Source organism: Nocardia sp. NPDC004123 (assembly GCF_053603795.1).
Window position 1 is genome coordinate 14,232 of sequence record NZ_JBSGGG010000006.1, and the last position, 21,483, is coordinate 35,714.

The window sequence follows — 21,483 nt, forward strand, 5'->3', positions numbered from 1 at the left end:
GTCACCACCCGTTGCACTGGGGATGGTGTGTGAACGGCGTCACTGTGGTTGGGGATGCCTGCATGAGGAGGAGAGTCAATGCGGATTCTGGTCACCGGTGTCACCGAGCCGAGCGGCCGTGCCGTGGCGCGCATGCTGCTGGCGGCCGGCCACGAGGTGGTCGGCCTGGACCGGCAGCGGCACCGCTACGTGGACCCGCGGGTCGAGGTGATCGTCGGCGATCTGTCCGACGCCCAGGTCTGCGCGCGGGCCGTGGCCGGGGTGGACGCGGTCGTGCACCTGGCCGGTCCCGCGGTGGCGGCAATCGCCCAGGCGGCCAAGGATTCCGGTGCGCGCCTCGTGGTTCCCGTTGCGGCGGGCGGTGATTCGAGTGTCGAGAAGATCGTGACCGGCTCCGGCGCGGACGCGCTCGTCGTGCGCACCGCGCTGGTGGCCGGTCGGCGCATCGACCGCGGCAGCTGGCGCGCGCTGGAGAGCCTGACCGGCGGCGGCAAGGGCAGCATCCAGGTGCTGCACTACGACGACCTGGAGCGCTTCCTGGTGCTGGCGGCGCTGTCGCAGCGCGGCGGCGTGGTCGAGCTGGCCGCGCCCGGCAACGTGTCGAGCGCCGAGGTGAAGCGCATCCTCGCCGACGCGGGCGTGAAATACGGTGCGTGGCTGCCCAAGTCGTCGGCGTCGCAGACCCCGGTGGACGCGAGCGCCGCCCGGGAGGACTGGGGCTTCCGCTACGGCTGGACCGCCACCGAGGTGATCGCCGACGTGGCGCGCGCGCTGCACGGCCGCAAGAGCGGCGGCTCCGGTATCCGCGCTCGCCGCGGCGCGATTCCGCTGCCCACCCACGTGGTGCCCCAGAACGCCCCGACCTCCGACGGCTACGCGCTGAAATCGGCTGCGCCCGAGGGCCTGCAGGGCGAGTTCGACGACATGGTCGACGACCGCATCCCGGTCTACACCGCCACCAACACCTCCGAGGCGCTGCCCGGCCCGCTCACCCCGCTGACCATCGATCTGCAGGCGGGCGCCATCCGGCTCGGCAACGAGGCCATGGGCCACATGATCGCCATCGAGGGAATCGCGCTGGAGCACTGGGTGTCCCGCGTGACCAGCGTGCTCGGCCACAGCGTGTACATCAATGCCTCCATCGGCGTCTTCTCCGCGCAGAACATGCCCGGCTGGGACGAGGAGAGCGTGCGCCGCGACGTCTACGGCACCATCGGCGATGTCGAACTGCACCCCAAGGGCCGCCCGGCCATGCCGACCGGCCTGGCCGCCCGCGCCGGCACCTTCAAGGCCATGGGCCGGGTCGCCGCCACCGCGCTCGGCTACAGCAAGACCGCCGAGCACATCAATGCCGCCTCGCACGCGGAAGCGCTGACCCGCGACCAGATCTCGGAGCTCACCGACGAGCAGCTGCACGCCCGCGCCCTGCTCTGGCGCGACCGCCTCAACCAGGCGTGGCAGGCGGCCTCCATCGGCGTCATGATGACCGGCGCGGCCACCGCCGCGCACAAGGGCGAGGTCAAGATCGACCTGAATCGCCTGGAGTCGGCCAAGACGATGCTGGCCGTGGAACGGCTGGCGGCCCTGTGCCGCAAGGACGCCGGACTGCAGGCGCTGGCCAAGACCGGTGACGTGGCGGCCGCCCGCGAGAAGTCGCCGGAGTTCTCGCAGGCCCTCGACCAGGAGCTGGCCCGGATCGGCCACCGCGGGCCGGGCGAGTGCGAGCTCATCAACGCCACCTTCGGCGACCGTCCCGAGCTGCTGGTCACCGCCGCCGGGCGGGCCGCGGAAATGCCCGCGCCGCACCGCGAACCGGTGCCGGAGCCGACCAGCCGTACCGCCAAGATGGCCGTCGGCGCGACCGTCTACCGCGAGCGCGCCCGCGACGCCGTCGTGCGGGTCACCAACTGCCTGCGTCTGGCCACCCAGGAGCGGGCCGCGCGCCTGGTGCACGCGGGCAAGCTCACCGCGATCGAGGATTCGGCGTTCCTGAACCTCGACGAAATCCTCTGGGCCCCGGCCGATCTGCAGGAGCGGGTGGCGCGCCGCCGCGCCGAGCGCACCCGCTTCCAGGCCATCCGGATGCCCGACGTGGTCAACGGCCCGTGGGAGCCGGAGGAGATCTCCGGCGCGATCGCGGTCGGCGACACCATCTCCGGCCTGGGCGTGAGCCCGGGCGTGGTGGAGGGCACCGTCAAGCGCGTGCTGACCCTCGACGACGACATCGAGCCGGGCGACATCCTGGTGGCCGCGGTGACCGACACCGGCCACACCGCCATGTTCGGCTACGCGGGCGCGGTGGTCACCGATATCGGCGGCGCGGCCTCGCACGCCGCCATCGTGGCCCGCGAGTTCGGCGTCCCCTGCGTCGTCGATACCAAGACCGCCAGCACGGCGCTCCAGGACGGCCAGCGCGTCCGGGTCGACGGCGCCGCCGGAACCATCACGCTGCTGGCCGACGCGGAATAGCTCGGCCGGCAACCGCACCGTGCCTCGGGCGCGCTCCCGCGCTCGCGCCCGAGGCCGGTCGGTCATGCCCGGACCCGCGGGCCCACGCCGTATCCGGCAGCCGGGCCCGCGTCAGAAGCCCGGACCGGGACACCCCACCACCCGGTCCGTGACCGAAAGGAACCCCCTAGTGACGATCTCGCGCGCCGTACGCGGCACACTCACCGGTGTAGCCGCCGCGCTCATCGCCCTCACCCCGATCGCCGTCACCCCGGCGCTGGCGGCGCCCGTCCCGGTGCTACAGACGCCCAAGGGCGCGTCACTGGACCTGCCGTCCGCGCCGAACGCCCGGGACCTGAGCGGCATCCCGACCCAGGGCGGCGGGGGCAAGGTCAAGGACGGTTCGGTCTTCCGGTCCGACGCGCTGAACAAGCTGAGCGACGCCGAGCAGCAGCAGCTGGTGTCGGCGGGCATCGTCGAGATCATCGACTTCCGCAGCCCGACCGAGCGCGGCCAGAACCCGGACAAGCTGCCGGCCTCCATCCCGGAGAAGTCGCTGCCGGTCTACGACCCGAACAACGACTTCTACCTGTTCTTCGCCAAGGCCGTGCAGGGCGGCCCGGCCGTGCAGCAGCAGCTGCTCGGTGACGGCAAGGGCCATCAGTACATGGTCGACTACTACAAGTGGATGGTCACCGACCCGACCGCGCGCTCGCAGTTCAGCGCCGCGGTCAAGGAGATCGCCAACGCCAACGGCCCGGTGCTGTTCCACTGCACCGCCGGTAAGGACCGCACCGGCTGGATGTCGGCCATCCTGCTGAGCGCCCTGGGCGCGCCGAAGGGCCAGATCTACAACAACTACCTGGCGTCCAACGACAACCTGGCCGCGTCGAACAAGGCCACGCTGGACGGCCTGGTCGCCAAGGGCCTGGTCACCGATCCGTCGCTGTTCGAGCCGGTGCTCGGCGTGGACCGCGACTACCTGGACGCCTCCTTCGACGCGGTCCAGCAGAGCTTCGGCTCCTTCGACAACTTCCTGTCGCAGGGCCTGGGCGTCGACGACGCGACCGTCGCCGCGCTGAAGTCCAAGCTGGTCGGTAAGTAGCAGTTCCCGGAATGCCGGCGCCGTGGGCCCGGGGAGGCGGCGGCCATGGGACGGCGTCGGCATTCGTATGTCCGCCGCATGTCCGCTTCACATTCGTGATCGACATGCGAAAATTCGCATGGTGCACGATATCTGGCAGCTGGACGGGCGGCGCACCCGCTCGGTGAGCGCGGAGAACCCCACCGGCGCGGCCGGCGGGGGCGGGCGTGCCATCTCCGGAACCGGGGCCTTCGCGGCCGCGGGGCTGGGACGCGGGTGGAAGGTGTCGCCGTCCATCGATCTGCCGCCCGGCGAAACCGCCACGCTCGCCGACCTTTCCGGGCCCGGTGTGATCCGGCACCTGTGGCTCACCACCGATCGCGCGCTGCTGCGCGACTTCACCCTCCAGATGTATTGGGACGGTTCGCCCGAACCGGGCGTCGCGGTGCCGCTGGGCGACTTCTTCTGCAACGGCTGGGATCAGCTGGCGCTGATCAATTCCGCCATGGTGGTGGTCGCGCCCGCCGGCGGGCTGAACAGCTACTGGCCCATGCCCTTCCACACTCGCGCGCTCATCACCCTGCACAACGGGTCCGAGCGGGCCGCGCCGGTGTACTACCAGATCACCTATCTGGAGGAGGAATTACCCGGCGCCGCCGGGTATCTGCACGCCCGGTGGCGCTGCTCCGATCCGCTGGGCAACCCGGCGGAGCATCCGATCGTCGAGATCGACGGCGGTCCCGGACGGTATGCCGGGACGTATCTGGCCGTGCAGCCGCGGGCGGCGGGCTGGTGGGGCGAGGGCGAGCTGAAGTTCTATCTCGACGACGACACCGAATTCCCCACCCTGTGCGGAACCGGCACCGAGGACTATTTCGGCGGGGCCTGGAATTTCGAGCTCGACGGCGCTTATCGACCGTACTCCACCCCCTATCTGGGCATGCCGCAGGTGTTGCCGCCGCATCGAATCTACGAACCGCACCAGCGATTCGGCATGTACCGCTGGCACATTCCCGACCCGATCTGTTTCGACCACGGCCTGCGCGCCACCGTGCAGGCGCTGGGCTGGCGCGCGGACGGCCATTACCTACCGCTGGACCAGGCGCATGTGGCCTCCACCGCCTTCTGGTATCACGCCCTCCCCTGATCCCCCGCGTGTCCCCGTAACGATTGCGGGAAAACAGAAAGATTGCGATTGCTATTGCGTAAAACGCGTCGAACGAGTGGCACGCGGGTGCATGGTTATTGCTATGCGCGCCTTGGTGGTCGAGAAGCCCGGACAGTTCTCGGTCGAATCCGTGCCGGATCCTACTCCGGGCACCGGTGAGGTAGTGATCCGGGTGGATGCGGTCGGGATATGCGGTACCGATATCCATATCGTGGAGGGCGAATTCCCGCCCACGCCCTATCCGATCGTGCCGGGCCACGAATTCGCGGGGGAGGTGGTGGCGCTCGGCGCGGACGCGGCCGGGGTGCGGGCCGGTGACCGGGTGGCGGTGGATCCCTCGCTGTTCTGCGGGCGCTGTCACTACTGCGCGATCGGGCGCGGCAATCTCTGCGAGAACTGGGGCGCCATCGGCGACACCGTGGACGGCGCCATGGCCGAGTACGTGAAAGTGCCCGCCGCCAACTGTTATCGGCTGCCCGGGCATGTGCCGCCCGCGCACGGCGCACTGGTGGAACCACTCTCGTGCGCGGTGCACGGATTCGATGTGCTGCCACGGCGACTCGGATCGCACTACCTGATCTACGGCGCGGGCACCATGGGGCTGCTCATGCTGCAGCTGGCCATCGCGGCGGGCGCGGCGTCGGTGTCGATGGTGGACACCAATGCCGACCGGCTGGCCACCGCGCGCACGCTGGGCGCGGACGCGGCCACCGTGTCCGCCGAGGACATGGACCGGACCGAGGGCTGGGAGATCGTGATCGATTGCAGCGGAACGGTGGCCGCGATCGAGGACGGGCTGTCCCGGGTGCGGCGCGGCGGCACCTATCAGCAGTTCGGGGTGGCGCCGGCGGCGGCGCGGGCGAGCATCTCGCCGTTCCGCGTCTACAACGACGAGATAACCATCGTCGGCTCCATGGCCGTGCTGCACAGTTTCGGACGGGCCGTGGACCTGCTCGGTGAGGGCGTCATCGACGCCGACACCGTGATCACCCACGACTTCGCACTCGACGAATTCGGCGATGCCCTGCGGACCTTCCGCGCGGGCACCGGACGCAAGATCCAGCTGCATCCCGGACGGGCGGCGGCACGATAGAGGGTGGTGGCTGGCCAATGACGGTCGTTGCCGGAGTGGACTCGTCCACTCAGTCCTGCAAGATCGTGGTGTGCGATGCCGATACCGGAACGATATTGCGGCACCGCCAGATTCCGCACTACGACGGGACCGAGGTGCCGCCGCTCATGTGGTGGGAGGCGCTGCGGGCGGCGTGTGATCGCATGATGCGCGATGTGGAGGCCATCGCGGTGGCCGGGCAGCAGCACGGGCTGGTGGCGCTGGACGCGGCCGGGCATCCGGTGCGGGATGCGTTGCTGTGGAACGACACCCGGTCCGCGGAGGCGGCGACACAGCTGGTGGACGAGCTGGGCGGGCCGCAGGCGTGGGCGGACGCGGTGGGGAGTGTGCCGCTGGCCGCGCACACGGTGGCCAAGCTGCGCTGGTTCGCCGATCACGAACCCGAACTGGCCGACCGGACGGTCCGGGTTCTGCTGCCGCACGACTATCTGACCTGGCAGCTGCGCGGCGGTGATCCGGCCACCGAGCCGACCACCGATCGGGGTGACGCCTCCGGCACCGGGTACTGGTCACCGGCGGCGGGCGCCTACCGGCCGGATCTGCTGGCGCTGGCCTTCCGCGGCCGCAGTCCCGCGCTGCCGCGGGTGCTGGCGCCCGCCGAGATCGCCGGGCACACGCCGGGCGGGCGGCTGGTGGCGGCCGGCACCGGCGACAATGCCGCCGCCGCACTGGGTTTGGGCATCGGGGAGGGGGATGTGGTGGTCTCGCTCGGGACCAGCGGCACCGTCTTCACCCGCGCCGCGCACCCCAGCGCCGATCCCTCCGGCGCGGTGAACGGGTTCGCCGACGCCACCGGGGCGTTCCTGCCGCTGGTGTGCACGCTCAATGCCGCCCGGGTGCTGGACGCGACCGCGATGCTGCTGGGCATCGATGTGTCCGGCCTGGAGGTGCTGGCCGCGCAGTCGCCCGCGGGCGCGGACGGTCTCACCCTGCTCCCCTATCTCGCGGGTGAGCGGACCCCGAATCTGCCGTACGCCACCGGCAGCCTGCACGGCCTGCGCCCGCACACCATGCGTCCGCACCATCTGGCCCGCGCCGCCATCGAGGGCATGCTCTGCAATATCGCCGAGGCCCTGGACCGTCTGCCGACGGTGCCGCATCGAATCCTGTTGATCGGCGGGGCATCCCGCTCCCGCCTCATCGCGCACGCCGCCGCCACCATCTTCGGCCGCACCGTCACGGTGCCCAATCCGAACGAATACGTTGCCCTCGGCGCGGCCCGCCAGGCCGCGTGGGCCCTGCGCGGTGGGCCCCGCCCACCCCGCTGGCCGACCCCCGCGGGCACCGAATTCCATGCTCTGGCAGTGGGGATCGGCGCCGCTATTCGCCAGCGCTACACCGAGATACGCGACACCTACTACCCGTAGACGACCGGACCGTCGGACAGATAGTCGTCCCAGGTCTGGTGCCGGGTGATGTAGGTCCGGATGGCGTCCCGGGCAATGTCGTGTTTCGACCGCCCTTCCATCGCCGCCTGCGCACTCAGCGCAGCTTCTTCGTCCTCGCTGAGCCGCAAAGTCCATGCCACCGCGAATTCATACCACCCCCGAGCAACCCTGTCTGCCGAACGGTTGACCAGTTGGCAACCATCACATGACCGGTGAGTAGCTCCGGGCCGTGCGACCAGCCGCGATTGTGCTCACGGCGAGCGTAACCATCGTCGGTACCGGTGGCCGGGTCGTAGCTTCACGCGGTATGACAACCGAGCTGAGCACTCCGTTGAACGATATCGTCGAGGCGACCGGCCGGGCCGTGGCCGCGGATCCCGCACAGGCCGCGGTGGTGTTCCGGGCCGCAGGTACACCGGAGGGCACCGTCGGGAGCGCGATTGCCCTGGGGCGGTACACAGTTCGGGTGGACGAGCCGCCGGCACTCGGCGGCGCGGGGTCCGCGCCGAATCCCGTCGAGGTGTATCTGGCCTCGCTGATCGCCTGCCAGGTGGTGACACGTATCGGTTCTGGGCGCAGCGGCTCGGCGTGGCCATCGAGGAGCTGGCCGTCGACGCCGAGGGCGATCTCGATGTGCGCGGCTTCTTCGGACTCGACGACACGGTCCGCCCCGGATTCCAGGCGGTGCGCGTGACCGTGCGGATCAGCGGACCCGAGTCCGCCGAGCGCTACGCCGAATTGCAGCGGGCGGTCGACGAGCACTGCCCTGTCCTGGATCTCACCACCGGCCGGACCCCGGTCGAGACCACCCTCGTCACCCAGTAGGAACACGTCCCCAACCCACCGGAGGCCCCGATGACCGCATCCGCTCTGCCCGAAGACCCCACCGCCGCCTGGAGTTTCGAGACCAAGCAGATCCACGTGGGGCAGACGCCCGACGGCGCGACCGGCGCCCGCGCGCTGCCGATCTACCAGACCACCTCCTACGTCTTCCGCGACACCGACCACGCCGCCGCGCTGTTCGGGCTGGCCGAGCCGGGAAACATCTACACCCGCATCATGAATCCCACCCAGGACGCGGTGGAGCAGCGGATCGCCGCGCTGGAGGGCGGTGTGGCCGCGCTGCTGCTGGCCTCGGGTCAGGCGGCGGAGACCTTCGCGATCCTGAACCTCGCGGGGGCCGGGGACCACATCGTGTCCAGCCCGCGGCTGTACGGCGGCACCTACAATCTGTTCCGGTACACCCTGCCGCGGCTGGGCATCGAGGTGAGCTTCGTCGAGGATCCGGACGACCTCGACCAGTGGCGGGCGGCAATCCGCCCGAACACCAAGGCTTTCTACGGGGAGACGGTGTCCAACCCGCAGAACCACATTCTCGACATTCCCAGCATCGCGGAGGTCGCGCACGGTTCCGGGATCCCGCTCATCGTCGACAACACCGTCGCCACCCCGTATCTCATCCAGCCGCTCGCCCACGGGGCGGACATCGTCGTGCACTCCGCGACGAAGTACCTGGGCGGCCACGGCGCGGCCATCGCGGGCGTGATCGTCGACGGCGGCGCCTTCGATTGGCGCAGTGGACGTTTCCCCGGATTCACCGAGCCCGACCCGAGCTACCACGGTGTGGTCTACGCCGATCTCGGCGCACCCGCCTACGCGCTCAAGGCGCGGGTGCAGCTGCTGCGTGATCTGGGCTCGGCCATCTCGCCGTTCAACGCCTTCCTCATCAGCCAGGGCCTGGAGACCCTCAGCCTGCGCCTCGAACGGCACGTCGCCAATGCCCGGGCGGTGGCCGAATTCCTCACCGCGCGACCCGAGGTCACGGCCGTCTCCTATGCGGGCCTGCCGTCGTCACCGTGGTACGAACGTGGAAAGCAGCTGGCCCCCAAGGGCGTCGGCGCCATCATCGGCTTCGAGCTGGCCGGCGGAGTCGACGCGGGCAAGCGCTTCGTCGAAGCCCTCACCCTGCACAGCCACGTCGCCAATATCGGCGACGTCCGCTCCCTCGTCATCCACCCCGCCTCCACCACCCACTCTCAGCTGACCCCCGAGGAGCAGCTCGCGGCGGGCGTCACCCCCGGCCTGGTCCGCCTGGCCGTGGGAATCGAGGGCATCGACGACATCCTCGCCGATCTGCGCGCCGGATTCGCCGCCGCGCAGTAGCCCTCAGAAGCGATCGAACGGGCGAATCGGCGGGGAGACAGCCGAATTCACCTGGAGAGCGATGATCAGCCCGATGCTCAGGTAGGTGCTGATCGGGCAGAGGACCACCGCCGCCGCATACAGCAGTTGCACGATGCCGATGCGGCGGCGGATGGCCGTCAGGTCCTCGGGTCCGGTGTGCTCGGCGAGCAGACCGGCGCGGCGCGCATAGCGGAGCGCGGCGAGCTGGACCAGGCCCAGATACAGCAGGTCGGCCCAGTACACCAGCAGGGCCAGGCGGGACTGGGGGAAAGCGGCCAGCAGCGCGGTGGCGAAGGGCACCAGGCAGATGCCGAACAGGAACATGAGGTGGATCCAGGTCAGCGAGCGGTCCGCCCGGTCCATCAGGTTGAGCTGGGTCTGCTGGCCGATCCAGAACATGCCGAGGGTGAGGAAACCCAGCAGGCAGATGAGGAACTGCGGGCCCACGTGGGTGAGCGCATGCCAGACCGGTTGCTCATCGGAGACCGCGCCCGCACTCCACAGCGAGCGCTCGTGCCACGCCTCGCCCGCGGGCACGTGCAGATCCAGCACCAGCAATGTCATTGCCACAGCGAAGATTCCGTCGCTGAGCGCCCCGAGGCGGCCGAGATCCTGCGCCGCGATGCGATGATATCGAGTCATCCACCTGCCCTTCCCCCGCCGGACCCTAGCGGATGTCACGGGGCGGCGCGGTGTTGCTCCCGGGCGAGGAAGTGGGCGGTGGCTCTCGTTGCGTCGTAAAGGGATCGGTAGTGGCGGTAGTACGGGGCGTAGTGGGCGGTGACCGACGGGTCGGGTTCGACCGTGGTGATGATCGGGTTCCAGGCGGCGGTGTCCAGGCCCAGGGATTCGGCGGCCAGCAGGGCGTCGCCCAGGGCCGCACCGACCGTGTCGGCCGGAAGCTGCTGGGGCAGGCCGGTGATGTCGGAGACGATGCGGGTCCACAGCCCGCCCTTGGTGCCGCCGCCCACGGCCACCAGCCGGGTGGCGGGAGCCCCCGCGGCGGCCATGGCCTCGAGGTTGTGCCGCACGCCGTAGCCGATGCCCTCGAGGACCGCGCGGTAGAGGTCGGCGCGCTGGTGGGTGACGGTGAGACCGGCGATCACGCCGCGGGCGTCCGGATCGAACAGGGGCGTGCGTTCGCCCGCGAAGTAGGGCAGCACCAGCAGCCCGCGGCTGCCCGGCGGAACGTGGGCGGCCTCGTCGACGAGTTCGGAGAAATCGCTGCCGGTGAGGGTGCGCAGCCAGTCGGTGATCGCGCCGGAGGTGGCCATGCCGGCGGCGGACGTGTACGTGCCGGGCCAGGTTCCGCAGGTGGTCCACAGGCCGGGCTGGGGGCGGGGGTCGGTCAGCACCTGGGTGAGGAACATGGTGGTGCCGTACATGATCATGCAGTCGCCGGGGGCGCGGACGCCGACACCGGCGGCCTCGGCCCAGGCATCGATGGTGCCGGTGGTCACCGGCAGCCCGGCGGGCAGGCCGGTGGCCGCGGCGGCCTCGGCGGTGATCCGGCCGACTATCTCGGTGGGCCAGGCCAATTCGGGTAGTCGCAGGCCGGGTGCGACGGATTCGGCCCAGTCCACGGCCCATTCGCGGGCCATCAGGTCGTACATGGGCACGCACTGGCTGGCGGATTGATGGTCCAGGACGTAGCGGCCGGTGAGGCGATGGACCAGAAACGAGCTCGCCATCAACAGCATCCGGGTGGCCCGCCACACCTGCGGCTCATGGCGGATGAGCCAGCGCAGCTTCGGCCCGACCGCCTGACTGGTGAGCGGCGAGCCGCAGCGCTCCAGCACCGTCTGCGCGCCCAATTCCGCGTTCAGTTCCTCGATTTCGTCGCCGGCGCGCGTGTCGACCCCGTAGAGGATGGCGGGCCGCAAGGGGCGGCCCGCAGCGTCGGCGGGCAGCAGGCACGGCCCGATGCCGCTCACCGCGAGCCCCTCGAGGGGTTCGCCGTCGGCGGCCGCCACCAGTTCGCGGGCGATGGCCGCGAAGTCGGCCCACCACACGGTCTCCGCGTCGTGCTCCACCCAGCCCGGGCGCGGCGTCGAAACCCGGTGCGGTCGTTCGGCTCTCATCGCGACCGTGCCCGCGTGGTCGACCAGGACGCCCTTGGATCCGGAGGTGCCGATATCGATGCCGAGGAACATGTCAGCTCGCCCGGCTGAACTCGTCGAGCGTGACATCGAGCAGTTCGCAGGCCGCGCGGACGGTGGCGCGCTGGTCGCCCGGCACGGCGTGAATGTGATTGGCGCCGAAGCGGGACAGGAAGTCCCCGGCGTCGGCGTCCAGGCGGGCGAAGGCGTGCGGCCACTCCCAGGTGGACTGTTTCATCAGCGATTCGTTGGTGGCCGGGTCGTAGGTCTCGAACTCGCCGAGCATCAGCTGCATGCGGTAGGCGCCGTCGCGGCGGGTGAGCCGGGCCAGCGTCATCTGCCCGGGCGCGGCCAGGTGATGCACCGACGCGCCGCCGGCCGGGAAGAAGAACACCTCCGGATACAGGTGCACCCGGGCCAGATTCTCGGCCGGATCGTCGCTGCGCGCCGCGTACCAGGTGGCGTGCTGGCCGGAATTGCACAGATCCCAGATGTCACGGTCGGCGTGATAGTGCCGGACATCGGCGAAGAGCACCGGCGTGCCCGCGATCTGCTTGAGCAGCTGCATGGTGAGCGCCCCGTCCATATCCGCCTCGGTGGCGCACACGTGGGGCTGTTTGGGCCCGTTCCAGTCGTAGGGGTCGTTGAGGAACGCCTCGGTGATGTCCATGGTGGCGAAGTACTGGGTGAGCTCCGGCTGTCCTTTGATGCCGGAAAAGTCCAGCCGCCATTCCGCGATCAGATCCCGCATGGCCAGGTAGGAGCGCAGCTGCCGCTCCAGTAGCTCCGGCGTCAGCTTGCCGCCGTCGTAGTGGACCCCGGCGGTATTGCGCTCCAGCCATTCTCGCGCCGCCCGGGCCTCACCGGCGTCGGCGAGTTCGGCGCGGCGCACGATCTCCCACTGGTCGATCTCCTCGACATCGATGCCGAAGGCCCGCTGCCACTGATCGGTATTGGCGACCGCGGTGTTCATGCCCATGGGCCGCCCGCCGATGCGCCCGAAGGTGCTGCCCCGCAGGCCGGCCACCGCCGCCGCACCGCGAGCGCGTTCCCCGATGGCCGCGATCAGGTCCGGATCGGCGGGATCGCCCCACAGCCGGGCGTGCGCGCGGCCGATCTGATCCAGCGCGCCGCCCGCCGCCAGCATGCCCACCATGCCCGGCTGCACCGGGTCGATATTGGACAGCAGCAGCAGCGGCCCGCGCAGCGCGCCCGCGGCCAGCATGGTGAAGTGCGGGAACGCCCACACCGCGTAGTGCAGCACGGTCAGGTCCACCCCGGCCGCCTCCACCTGCCGGGCTACCCGCACCGCCTGGTCGTTGCCGCCGATGGGTTGCACACCGCGAATCACGATGTGCCCGGCCGCGGTCAGCTCGGTGACGAGCCGGTCCTCCGCGGTCCGGATGAATCCGACGATGCCGCCGTGCACATAGTCGCGGCCGTCGGAAAGACTGATCACGCCGATTCGGGCCATACTGCCTGCCTCCCCGCACTGGGTGGACTCTCGACTCCGTTCAGAATTCCAGTTCAGGCCGCACGCCGCGCCCGAAATCGGATTTTCGGGGTGAACGCGGGCCGGGCTGTCTCAGCGTGGGAAGTGCAAGCGGGCCAGCGCGACTCCGCCCTGCGCCCAGCCCGCGTGGGTGATCCAGAGGGCGTCCTCGTGGGTGATCACCTCGGCCGCGTGGGCGGGTACGTGCCCCACGCGGCCGGACGCGTCGAAGTGAAAAGGGTTGTCGCCGCGGAAGATCTCGGTGCCGACATAGCCGGGGCGCGGACCGATAAGCAGATACCAGGCGCCGGCGTGGCGGAGCACGAACGGCGATTCGGTATTGCCCGCGCCGGTTCCGGTCGACGGGTCGGTGTAGGCGATGCGGCGGTCGCTCCAGTGCACCAGGTCCGGGCTGGTGCGGTAGGCGACGACATGGTTGCCGCCGGTGGGGGCGCTGGTCGCGCAGTAGTACATGACCCACTGCCCGGCCACCCGCAGCACCATGGGGTCGCGGGCGTCGTAGCCGTCGCGGAAGACCGGGCCGCCCGGATGCCGGGTCCAGTGGAACAGGTCGGCGGAGGTGGCCAGGCCCATACCCGTTGCGGTGCGGTCGGTTCCGCCGCCGTCGTAGAACATGAAGTAGGCGTCGCCGTCGCGCACCACGAAGGGGGCCCACAGGTGGGTCTCGCCGCGCTCGCGGTCCACCGTCAGCGCGGCGGGATGCTTGGTCCACGGGCCGTGCGGGTCGTCGGCGGTGGCGTGCGCGAACTCGGTCTCGTCGAAGGGGTCGGCGGGCTCGGGATGGGTGATGCCGAACAGGTGCCAGCGCCCGCCGACGTCCTGGACCAGGGTGTGATCGTTGATGTACCAGCACTGATCCGGCTCGCTGGGGTCGTAGATGTGCCGGAACTCCCCCGCTGTCACCGTGCCCATACCGTCCTCCATATAGGACCTGACCTGTCCTATTTCCGTTCGACAATGGACCCATGCCGGAACTCTCGCTGCGAACCCTAAACCGCACGCTGCTACTGCGTCAGAAGTTGAACGAACGGGTCGCCATGCCCGCCGCCGAGCTGGTCCGGCATCTGGTCGCGGTGCAGGCGCAGGAACCGAACTGGCCGCATGTGGGGCTGTGGTCGCGCCTCACCGATTTCCGCCATGCGAATCTGACCACGTTGCTGCGTGATCGAACAGTGGTGCGCGCCACCACGATTCGCCGGACCGTCCACCTGACGGACGCCCAGGCCTACCGCTGGCTCTACCCGACGGTCCGACCGGCGATCGAGCCCACGCTCCGCTCGGTCCATCTCCGGGCTGCGGTCGAGGGCCTCGATATCGCCGAATTGGCCTCGGCCGGAACAGAACTGCTGACCGGCACCACCATTTCCCGCCGGGATCTCCCCGCTGTCCGCGACGAGGCCGAACGCCTGCTCCCGATCGTCGTACCCGGTGAAGAAGGCAAGATCATGATCGAGACGTGCTGATCGGCTCTCTCCCGCGTGGCCGCATCAGGGGGTCAGCGGGCCTTTCTCGCAGCGCGGAGGAAGTCCTTGTTCAGGCGGCCGATGACGTCCTGCGGGATCTCCTTCGGGCAGGCGAGGGTGCATTCGCCGGTGTTGGTGCAGCCGCCGAAGCCCGCATCGTCGTGGGCTTCGAGCATGCCGACGACGCGGGAGTGGCGCTCCGGCTGTCCCTGCGGCAGGAGGCCGAGGTGGGTGACCTTGGCGGCGGTGAAGAGCATGGCCGAACCATTGGGGCAGGCGGCCACGCACGCGCCGCAGCCGATGCATTCGGCGGCCTGGAAGGCCAGATCGGCGTCGGGTTTCGGGACCGGGATCGAGTGCGCCTCGGGTGCGGCGCCGGTCGGCGCGGTGATGTAGCCGCCCGCCCGGATGATCCGGTCGAAGGCCGAGCGGTCGACCATCAGGTCCTTGATGACCGGAAAAGCCTTGGCCCGCCACGGTTCCACGGTGATCGTGTCGCCGTCGGCGAATTTCCGCAGGTGGAGCTGGCAGGTGGTGGTGGCCTGCTCCGGGCCGTGCGGAGTGCCGTCGATGACGAGTGAGCACGCGCCGCAGATGCCCTCGCGGCAGTCGTGGTCGAAGGCGATGGGCTCCTCGCCGGCGCCGGTGAGCCGTTCGTTGAGGACATCGAGCATTTCCAGGAACGACGCGTCGGGCGAGACCTCCACGCCGTAGTCGACCATCCGACCCTTGTCGCGGGAGTTCCGCTGCCGCCAGATACGCAGGGTGAGTTTCATTCTCGATTCCGCTCTTACTTGTAGGACCGCGTGCTGGGCTGGACGTACTCGTAGCTCAGCGCTTCCCGGTGCAGCGTCGGTGGCTCGTCCTGGTTCCATTCCCACGCGGCGACATAGGAGAAGTTCGCGTCGTCGCGGCGGGCCTCACCGTCCTCGGTCTGCGACTCGGCCCGGAAGTGGCCGCCCGCGGATTCGGTGCGGTGCAGGGCATCGATGACCATGAGTTCGGCCAACTCCAGGAAGTCGGCCACCCGGCCCGCGCGTTCCAGCGACTGGTTGAGGTCGTCCCCGGAGCCCGGCACGTTGACGCGCTCCCAGAACTCCGCGCGCAGTGCGGGAATCAGGGCCAGCGCCTTGCGCAGTCCCGCCTCGGTCCGTTCCATGCCGCAGTACTCCCACATGAGGTGGCCGAGCTCGCGGTGGAAGGAGTCGACGGTGCGGTCGCCCCGGATGGACAGGAGTCTGTCGATCATCGCGGTGACCCGGGCCTCGGCGGCCGCGATCGCGGCGGCCGGCACCTCCCCGGCCGGACCGCGGGCGAGATAGTCGCCGAGGGTGGCCGGCAGGACGAAATACCCGTCGGCCAGGCCCTGCATGAGCGCGGAGGCCCCGAGCCGGTTGGCGCCGTGGTCGGAGAAATTGGCCTCCCCGATCACGAACAGTCCCGGAATGGTGGATTGCAGATCGTAGTCCACCCACAGCCCGCCCATGGTGTAGTGCACGGCGGGGTAGATACGCATCGGCATCTCGTACGGGTTCTCGCCCGTGATCCGCTCGTACATCGTGAAAAGGTTGCCGTACTTGGCTTTCACCGCATCGACGCCGAGCCGCCCGATGGCGTCGGCGAAATCGAGATAGACGCCGAGCCCGCCCGGCCCGACTCCGCGCCCCTCGTCGCAGACGTTCTTGGCCGCGCGGGAGGCGATGTCGCGCGGCACCAGATTGCCGAATGCCGGATAGATGCGTTCCAGGTAGTAGTCGCGCTCGTGCTCGGGCACATCGCCGGGCTTGCGTTGGTCCCCAGCGTTTTTGGGCACCCACACCCGGCCGTCGTTGCGCAGCGACTCCGACATGAGCGTCAACTTCGACTGATGCTCACCCGAGACCGGGATGCAGGTCGGATGAATCTGTGTGAAGCAGGGATTGGCGAAGTACGCGCCGTGCTTGTGCGCCCGCCAGGAGGCCGTGACATTCGAGCCCATGGCATTGGTCGACAGGAAGTAGACATTGCCGTACCCGCCGGAGGCCAGCACCACGGCGTCGGCCGTGTAGGACCGGATCGCGCCGGTGACCAGGTCGCGCACGACCACGCCCCGCGCCACCCCGTCCACCATGATCAGGTCGAGCATCTCGTGGCGCGCATGCAGTTCCACGGTGCCCGCGTCGACCTGCCGCAGCAGCGCCTGATACGCGCCCAGCAGTAGCTGCTGCCCCGTCTGGCCGCGGGCGTAGAAGGTGCGCGAGACCTGCGCGCCGCCGAACGACCGATTGTCGAGCAGGCCGCCGTACTCCCGTGCGAACGGAACACCCTGCGCCACACACTGATCGATGATCTGCGTCGAGATCTCCGCCAGCCGGTGCACATTCGACTCACGGGACCGGTAGTCACCGCCCTTGACCGTGTCGTAGAACAGCCGGTGCACGCTGTCACCGTCATTGCGGTAGTTCTTGGCGGCATTGATCCCGCCCTGCGCGGCGATCGAGTGCGCCCGCCGCGGCGAATCCTGGAAACAGAACTGGATCACGCGATAGCCCTGCTCCCCCAGCGTGGCCCCCGCCGAGCCGCCGGCCAGCCCGGTGCCGATGACGATGACCGTCTTCTTGCGCTTGTTCGCGGGATTGACCAGCTTGGCCTCGAACTTACGGGTGGTCCAGCGCTCGGCGATCGGCCCGCCCGGCGCTGTGGTGTCGGCGATCGGCTCGCCGACGCGGAAGAGACTGTCGTTCATGGCTATTTCACCCATCCGAAGGAGACAGCGATCGGGACGGCCAGGAAACCGGCGACCAGCAGGATCGAGACGGCGGCCGCGAGCAGGTCGTAGCCGCGAGCGCCCGCCAGACCCAGGGTCCGGGCGGCACTGCGAATACCGTGCCGCAGGTGCAGACCCACCATGACCACGGCGACAACGTAGAAGAGCGTGACGTACCAGTGGGACGGCGCGAAGTCGGCGACCACCTTCTCGTACGGAGTCGCGTTGCGGCCCAGAGGATTCACCGCCCCGAAGGTCAGATCCAGCAGATGCCAGACGAGATACAGCGCGATGATCACCCCGCCCCACCGCATGGTGTGAACGGCATAACCCTGCGCATGCGACTTCTTCTTCGCCGCGTACCCGACCGGCCTGGCGCGCCGCGCCGTACGCGCAAGCGAGACCGCCGACCACATGTGCAGGATCACGCTCACCGCGAGCACGACCTCCACAGCCGACAACAACCCCCGCCGAGGCACCGCGGGCTCACCAATCGTCCGCAACCACTAGGCGTAATGATTGAAATCCGACGCCCCCAGAAACACTTTGAGATTCCCGGCCATGTGGGCGATGAGGAAAAGGACCAGAATGCCCCCGGTCACCGCCATCACGGCCTTCTTGCCCACCGTCGTCCGGTAGAGCTCAGGTATTACGACAGCCACCAGCGGAAACTACGTCCGCTCCGCGCCCCCGGTCCAAGTCCCCAACGCTCTGGTCTCCATGACCCTGGCCTATGCACCGAGCTGCAACCGGAATTACTACGGCGAGTAGTGAATGCGGCCCGTGAACGATGTCACACGGAGACCGAACCAGCGGACCCCGGCCGAGTGCACTCGGCCGGGGTCCGCCGCCGACGGCGTCGCGATCAGCGGATCTCTCGGGTGAGTCGGGACGACCACGGACACCAGAAGCAACCCGGCAGGAAAGCGCCGCAAGCCTCGTCCAGGTTGTCCTCGACGTAGGAGATAGACGAGTCGCAGACCTCGATCGCCATAGTGAAGAAGCTGATCGTGTCCGGGTCGAGGTGGAAGCTCCAACCCGGGTTGTAGTCGGCCACCCGCTTCCTGATGCGTCCCATGACATGGATCGACATCTGCTCCTCGCCGGACAGGATCCGGCGCGCTTCCGCGATGCGCTGCTCGTCATTGAGCCGGATGATGAATTCCTTGCCGGAGTAATCGGTGAATGCGAAGTCCGCCATGACATCTCCCTGCCAGAAGTAGTGGATGGGATTCGTACGCGGTTCTGCATCGATGCACTCAGCATCGTATCGGCGCGAGAGCGCTGTGTACACGAAATTCTCTGTGCGCCAATCGATTTGGACCTCCCGCCGGTTTCCGGCGGCGGTAACCGGACCGACGGGTCAGTTCTGACCCTGGTTAGCGGCGTGGTGGCCGTTGCTTCGAGAGGAAAGCTGGGCTCGGATCGATCTCCCGGCGAATATCAACTCACGGATCGCGATAGCGCCCCGCGCAACGGGCGCGGCGACCCGGCCCTCGGCGTCGATCAGCACAGCCGACGGTGTACCGCGGACGCGATATCGCAGCGCCGCCTCATTGCCCTGCTGCACCAGCGACGGGATCTCGCCCAGACCCTGTTCGGCGCCCCAAACGGCCTGCTCATCGGCATCGCCGTTCCCGACGACGACCATGGTCATGGCCGTGCGCGCTCGCCACCGCGGCAGCTCACGGGCCAGCGCGGCGCACATCTCACAGCCCGGGTGCACGAACACCAGCAGCACTGCCCTGCCTCCCGAGAGCAGGTCCGCGAGGTTCGTGCGGGTGCCCGCGAGGTCGAGCAACTCGAACTCCGGCGCGACCGAGCCGACCGGCAGGCCCTCGGCGCCCAGCGTCGAGAGCGCCTGCTCGTCCAGCCGGCGCCGCAGTGCGCCGACCTGGCCGACCAGCCACGCCAGGACCCCGCACAGCAGCGCGCCGAGCGCGAGCCCGGTCGCGGCATCGGCAGCCAGTCCGGCGGGCACCGAGGGACGGGCCAACCCGCCCCACACGACCGACGCCGCGAGCACCATCAGCACACCGTTGCGCACGATGCTGCGCGCGCCGATCGGCGTCGTACTCGCCGCGCCGAAGCATGAGCACGAGGGGCGCTTGCCGCGCCGCAACAAACCGACCATGACCACCGTGAAGACCGTCAGCAGGAGCAGCGCGCCGACTGCCGCCGCGACGGCCGTCCACGGCAGCACGACGCCGACCGCCAACACCGCCTCGGCGACCGGCAGCCCCCACGCCACGGCGGGCACCCACCGCACCGGCACCTCGAACTCCCCCACCGCCTGCCGCGTACCGGCGCGATCGGCCAGTTTCCCCCAGGCCGACAACCCGAACACCACGGCGAGCGCCAATCGCGTAACCCACACCCCGTATTCGATCAGCATGGGCCGCACCCTCCCACATCAGCGATTATTCGAATCAGGAATCGCCGGAAGAGTATTCGAGGTGTTGCGAAGACCTGCCGGACACGTCATCGTCCGGCCGCGGCGACAAGAGCGGCGCCTGCACACCGATGCGATGGGTGGCCCGAGACCCCAGCTCGGCGGCCTCGTGGGGGTCGAGACCGCCGGCTGGGATCCGATCGTCGAGTTCGTGACCTTGCACAGCCCATGCGACGGTAGGTACGCCGCGGGCTAGAACTGCTCGATTTTCATCCTGTCGCAGGAGAGAGTGACGGTCTCGTTCGCCGGCCCGGCGTTGCCGGCCTCGAGCGAGGGAACGTTCCACGAGCGAGTCCAGGCATTTATCAGACTGATCGACAGAACGGGTTCCCCGTGACTGTCCAGCTCGGTGATCGTGATCGTCGCTCTCGCGCCGTGGGGGTCCTTCAGCGACTGCCGGATCCAGCGGTCGAATACCTCGCTCTTGTCCGGGCTCCGGGTGATGGTCACCTCACGCTGCTCGGCCTCCGGCTGGCGGTCATCGCGTCCATCGCCGAGACCGGACACCACGCGGCGCGCCTGCTCCATGAAGAACCTGTCCAGATCGATACGGAACATTCCCGTGCTGATCTTGTCCTGGGTTTGCATGTCGACCTCCTGAATTCGTAACCGGTTGGTTTCTCGCTCATGAGGCAATGCCATTCGAGAGTACGGCGTCGACCGGGCCGCCGGAATGGGAAATTGCGGTCTTCTCGATCAACGGCCGTCCGCCGTCCGCACCGCGCGGCGACCTCACGCCCGATACGCCACCAGCCCCCGCTCGAGAGCACGGGTGTTCGTGATCAGCGACTCGGAATCGGAATGGCGGAGTTCATAGTTCTAGGCTATCGACTGTGCAGTTGCAGCAGTTGTCGTATTTTTTGGCTGTGGCGCAGGCCAGGCATTTCACCAGGGCGGCCGATGCGCTGGGGGTCGCGCAGCCGTCGTTGTCGAAGCAGATTCGGACGCTGGAGAGCGAGCTCGGGGCATCGCTGTTCAGCCGGGCGCGGGGGAATATCACGCTGACTCCGGCGGGTGAGGCGTTGTTGCCGTTGGCTACCCGGATTCTGGCGGATGTGGATACTGCGCGGCTGGAGGTGCAGGAGCTCGCGGGGCTGCGGCGGGGGCGGGTTCGGCTCGGGGCGACGCCGTCGCTGTGTTCGGGGCTGCTGGCCGATGCGCTGCGGCGGTATCACGACGCGTATCCGGGGATCAGGCTGCTGGTGGAGGAGGGTGGGTCGCGGGATCTGGTGCGGCAATTGACCAGGGGCGCACTCGATTCGGCGCTGGTGATCCTGCCGCTGGGTGAGGACACCCCGCTGGCCACCACGCCGATCCTGCGCGAGGACCTGGTGGTCACCGCCAGGGTCGACGACAGTTCGCTGCCCCAGCGTCCGCATCTGCGGATCACGGATCTGCGGGATCGGCCGCTGGTGATGTTCCGGCCGGGCTACGACCTGCGGGAGGCGACGATCGGGGCCTGCCGGGAGGCGGGGTTCGAACCCCGTTTCGCGGTCGAGGGCGGCGAGATGGATGCCGTGCTGCGGTTCGTGGAGGTGGGGCTCGGGATCGCGGTCGTCCCGTCCACGGTGCTGGCCGGACGGCCCGGGCTGCGCGGGATTCCGCTGTCGGGCGACGGCGGGCGCGAGTCCCGCGGGCTGCACCGGACGGTCGCGCTCGCCCATCGCAAGGACGTCACACCCACGCACGCCGCCGGGGCGTTCCGGGCGACGCTGGAGAGTTTCGTCCGGGAGGCTGCCGCGAGCGGCGGCCTCCCGGCGGGGGTCCGGTCGCTGCTGCCGCAGGCTGGAACGACCGGGACCTGAG

20 protein-coding genes and 1 pseudogene are annotated in these 21,483 nt (G+C 69.4%); 9 read left to right on the top strand and 12 right to left on the bottom strand.

What is annotated here, in order from left to right:
• Positions 1 to 78: 78 nt before the first annotated feature.
• From ACWEQQ_RS09980 to xylB, 5 genes are all read left to right on the top strand, one after another.
• Positions 79 to 2,469, top strand: coding sequence for a PEP-utilizing enzyme (locus ACWEQQ_RS09980; protein ID WP_452347967.1), 2,391 nt, complete (start codon positions 79 to 81; stop codon positions 2,467 to 2,469).
• Between the two features lie 169 nt (positions 2,470 to 2,638).
• Positions 2,639 to 3,553, top strand: a complete 915-nt coding sequence (locus tag ACWEQQ_RS09985) for a tyrosine-protein phosphatase (protein ID WP_354834944.1) — start codon at positions 2,639 to 2,641, stop codon at positions 3,551 to 3,553.
• Between the two features lie 121 nt (positions 3,554 to 3,674).
• Positions 3,675 to 4,679: a glycoside hydrolase family 172 protein gene (locus ACWEQQ_RS09990; protein WP_452347968.1), complete on the top strand. Its 1,005-nt coding sequence runs from the start codon at positions 3,675 to 3,677 to the stop codon at positions 4,677 to 4,679.
• Positions 4,680 to 4,782: 103 nt separating this feature from the next.
• Positions 4,783 to 5,793, top strand: coding sequence for a zinc-dependent alcohol dehydrogenase family protein (locus ACWEQQ_RS09995; protein ID WP_452347969.1), 1,011 nt, complete (start codon positions 4,783 to 4,785; stop codon positions 5,791 to 5,793).
• A gap of 17 nt (positions 5,794 to 5,810) precedes the next feature.
• A complete protein-coding gene (gene xylB / locus ACWEQQ_RS10000) occupies positions 5,811 to 7,199 on the top strand; it encodes a xylulokinase (RefSeq protein ID WP_452338608.1) in 1,389 nt (462 codons plus the stop codon).
• Here xylB and ACWEQQ_RS10005 read toward each other — a convergent pair.
• Positions 7,190 to 7,360: a ribbon-helix-helix protein, CopG family gene (locus tag ACWEQQ_RS10005; protein WP_379382431.1), complete on the bottom strand. Its 171-nt coding sequence runs from the start codon at positions 7,358 to 7,360 to the stop codon at positions 7,190 to 7,192. The genes xylB and ACWEQQ_RS10005 overlap by 10 nt on opposite strands.
• Before the next feature lie 167 nt (positions 7,361 to 7,527).
• Between ACWEQQ_RS10005 and ACWEQQ_RS10010 the strand changes: the two are divergent.
• Together ACWEQQ_RS10010 and ACWEQQ_RS10015 are read left to right on the top strand one after the other, a co-directional pair.
• Positions 7,528 to 8,045: pseudogene (locus ACWEQQ_RS10010) on the top strand (OsmC family protein).
• Between the two features lie 30 nt (positions 8,046 to 8,075).
• Positions 8,076 to 9,383: a bifunctional o-acetylhomoserine/o-acetylserine sulfhydrylase gene (locus ACWEQQ_RS10015; RefSeq protein ID WP_452347970.1), complete on the top strand. Its 1,308-nt coding sequence runs from the start codon at positions 8,076 to 8,078 to the stop codon at positions 9,381 to 9,383.
• 3 nt (positions 9,384 to 9,386) lie between these two features.
• Here the strand turns inward: ACWEQQ_RS10015 and ACWEQQ_RS10020 are convergent, their stop codons facing one another.
• The 4 genes from ACWEQQ_RS10020 to ACWEQQ_RS10035 form a co-directional block, all read right to left on the bottom strand.
• Positions 9,387 to 10,046: a TMEM175 family protein gene (locus tag ACWEQQ_RS10020; protein ID WP_379382436.1), complete on the bottom strand. Its 660-nt coding sequence runs from the start codon at positions 10,044 to 10,046 to the stop codon at positions 9,387 to 9,389.
• 35 nt (positions 10,047 to 10,081) lie between these two features.
• Positions 10,082 to 11,557 carry an FGGY-family carbohydrate kinase gene (locus ACWEQQ_RS10025; protein WP_452347971.1) on the bottom strand — a complete coding sequence of 492 codons (1,476 nt, stop codon included), beginning with the start codon at positions 11,555 to 11,557 and terminating at the stop codon, positions 10,082 to 10,084.
• Position 11,558: 1 nt separating this feature from the next.
• Positions 11,559 to 12,977 (bottom strand): L-fucose/L-arabinose isomerase family protein, encoded by a 1,419-nt coding sequence (locus ACWEQQ_RS10030; protein ID WP_452338603.1) that lies wholly within the window; start codon positions 12,975 to 12,977, stop codon positions 11,559 to 11,561.
• A 111-nt stretch (positions 12,978 to 13,088) separates the two neighbouring features.
• Complete coding sequence (locus ACWEQQ_RS10035; RefSeq protein ID WP_452338602.1) at positions 13,089 to 13,928, bottom strand: glycosyl hydrolase family 32; 840 nt, start codon at positions 13,926 to 13,928, stop codon at positions 13,089 to 13,091.
• A 53-nt stretch (positions 13,929 to 13,981) separates the two neighbouring features.
• Between ACWEQQ_RS10035 and ACWEQQ_RS10040 the strand changes: the two genes are divergently transcribed.
• The gene (locus ACWEQQ_RS10040; RefSeq protein ID WP_452347972.1) at positions 13,982 to 14,479 is read left to right on the top strand and encodes a DNA glycosylase AlkZ-like family protein; all 498 of its coding nucleotides are present in this window, start codon (positions 13,982 to 13,984) and stop codon (positions 14,477 to 14,479) included.
• Positions 14,480 to 14,511: 32 nt separating this feature from the next.
• Here the strand turns inward: ACWEQQ_RS10040 and ACWEQQ_RS10045 are convergent, their stop codons facing one another.
• The 7 genes from ACWEQQ_RS10045 to ACWEQQ_RS10075 all read right to left on the bottom strand — a co-directional run bounded on the left by ACWEQQ_RS10045 (position 14,512) and on the right by ACWEQQ_RS10075 (position 20,265).
• The gene (locus ACWEQQ_RS10045; RefSeq protein ID WP_452338600.1) at positions 14,512 to 15,255 is read right to left on the bottom strand and encodes a succinate dehydrogenase/fumarate reductase iron-sulfur subunit; all 744 of its coding nucleotides are present in this window, start codon (positions 15,253 to 15,255) and stop codon (positions 14,512 to 14,514) included.
• Between the two features lie 14 nt (positions 15,256 to 15,269).
• Entirely contained in the window at positions 15,270 to 17,204 is a 1,935-nt protein-coding gene (locus ACWEQQ_RS10050) for a fumarate reductase/succinate dehydrogenase flavoprotein subunit (protein ID WP_452347973.1), read from the bottom strand.
• 2 nt (positions 17,205 to 17,206) lie between these two features.
• On the bottom strand, positions 17,207 to 17,677 hold the full coding sequence (locus ACWEQQ_RS10055) for a succinate dehydrogenase (protein ID WP_452347974.1): 471 nt from the start codon (positions 17,675 to 17,677) through the stop codon (positions 17,207 to 17,209).
• A 54-nt stretch (positions 17,678 to 17,731) separates the two neighbouring features.
• On the bottom strand, positions 17,732 to 17,887 hold the full coding sequence (locus ACWEQQ_RS10060) for a hypothetical protein (RefSeq protein ID WP_452347975.1): 156 nt from the start codon (positions 17,885 to 17,887) through the stop codon (positions 17,732 to 17,734).
• A 203-nt stretch (positions 17,888 to 18,090) separates the two neighbouring features.
• Entirely contained in the window at positions 18,091 to 18,426 is a 336-nt protein-coding gene (locus ACWEQQ_RS10065) for a BP74-related protein (RefSeq protein ID WP_452338597.1), read from the bottom strand.
• 162 nt (positions 18,427 to 18,588) lie between these two features.
• On the bottom strand, positions 18,589 to 19,620 hold the full coding sequence (locus ACWEQQ_RS10070) for a MauE/DoxX family redox-associated membrane protein (RefSeq protein WP_452338596.1): 1,032 nt from the start codon (positions 19,618 to 19,620) through the stop codon (positions 18,589 to 18,591).
• A 249-nt stretch (positions 19,621 to 19,869) separates the two neighbouring features.
• The gene (locus ACWEQQ_RS10075; RefSeq protein ID WP_452338595.1) at positions 19,870 to 20,265 is read right to left on the bottom strand and encodes a phage tail protein; all 396 of its coding nucleotides are present in this window, start codon (positions 20,263 to 20,265) and stop codon (positions 19,870 to 19,872) included.
• 245 nt (positions 20,266 to 20,510) lie between these two features.
• On the opposite strand from ACWEQQ_RS10075, the gene ACWEQQ_RS10080 reads away from it, so the two are divergent.
• On the top strand, positions 20,511 to 21,482 hold the full coding sequence (locus ACWEQQ_RS10080) for a LysR family transcriptional regulator (RefSeq protein ID WP_379382471.1): 972 nt from the start codon (positions 20,511 to 20,513) through the stop codon (positions 21,480 to 21,482).
• Position 21,483 lies beyond the last annotated feature (1 nt).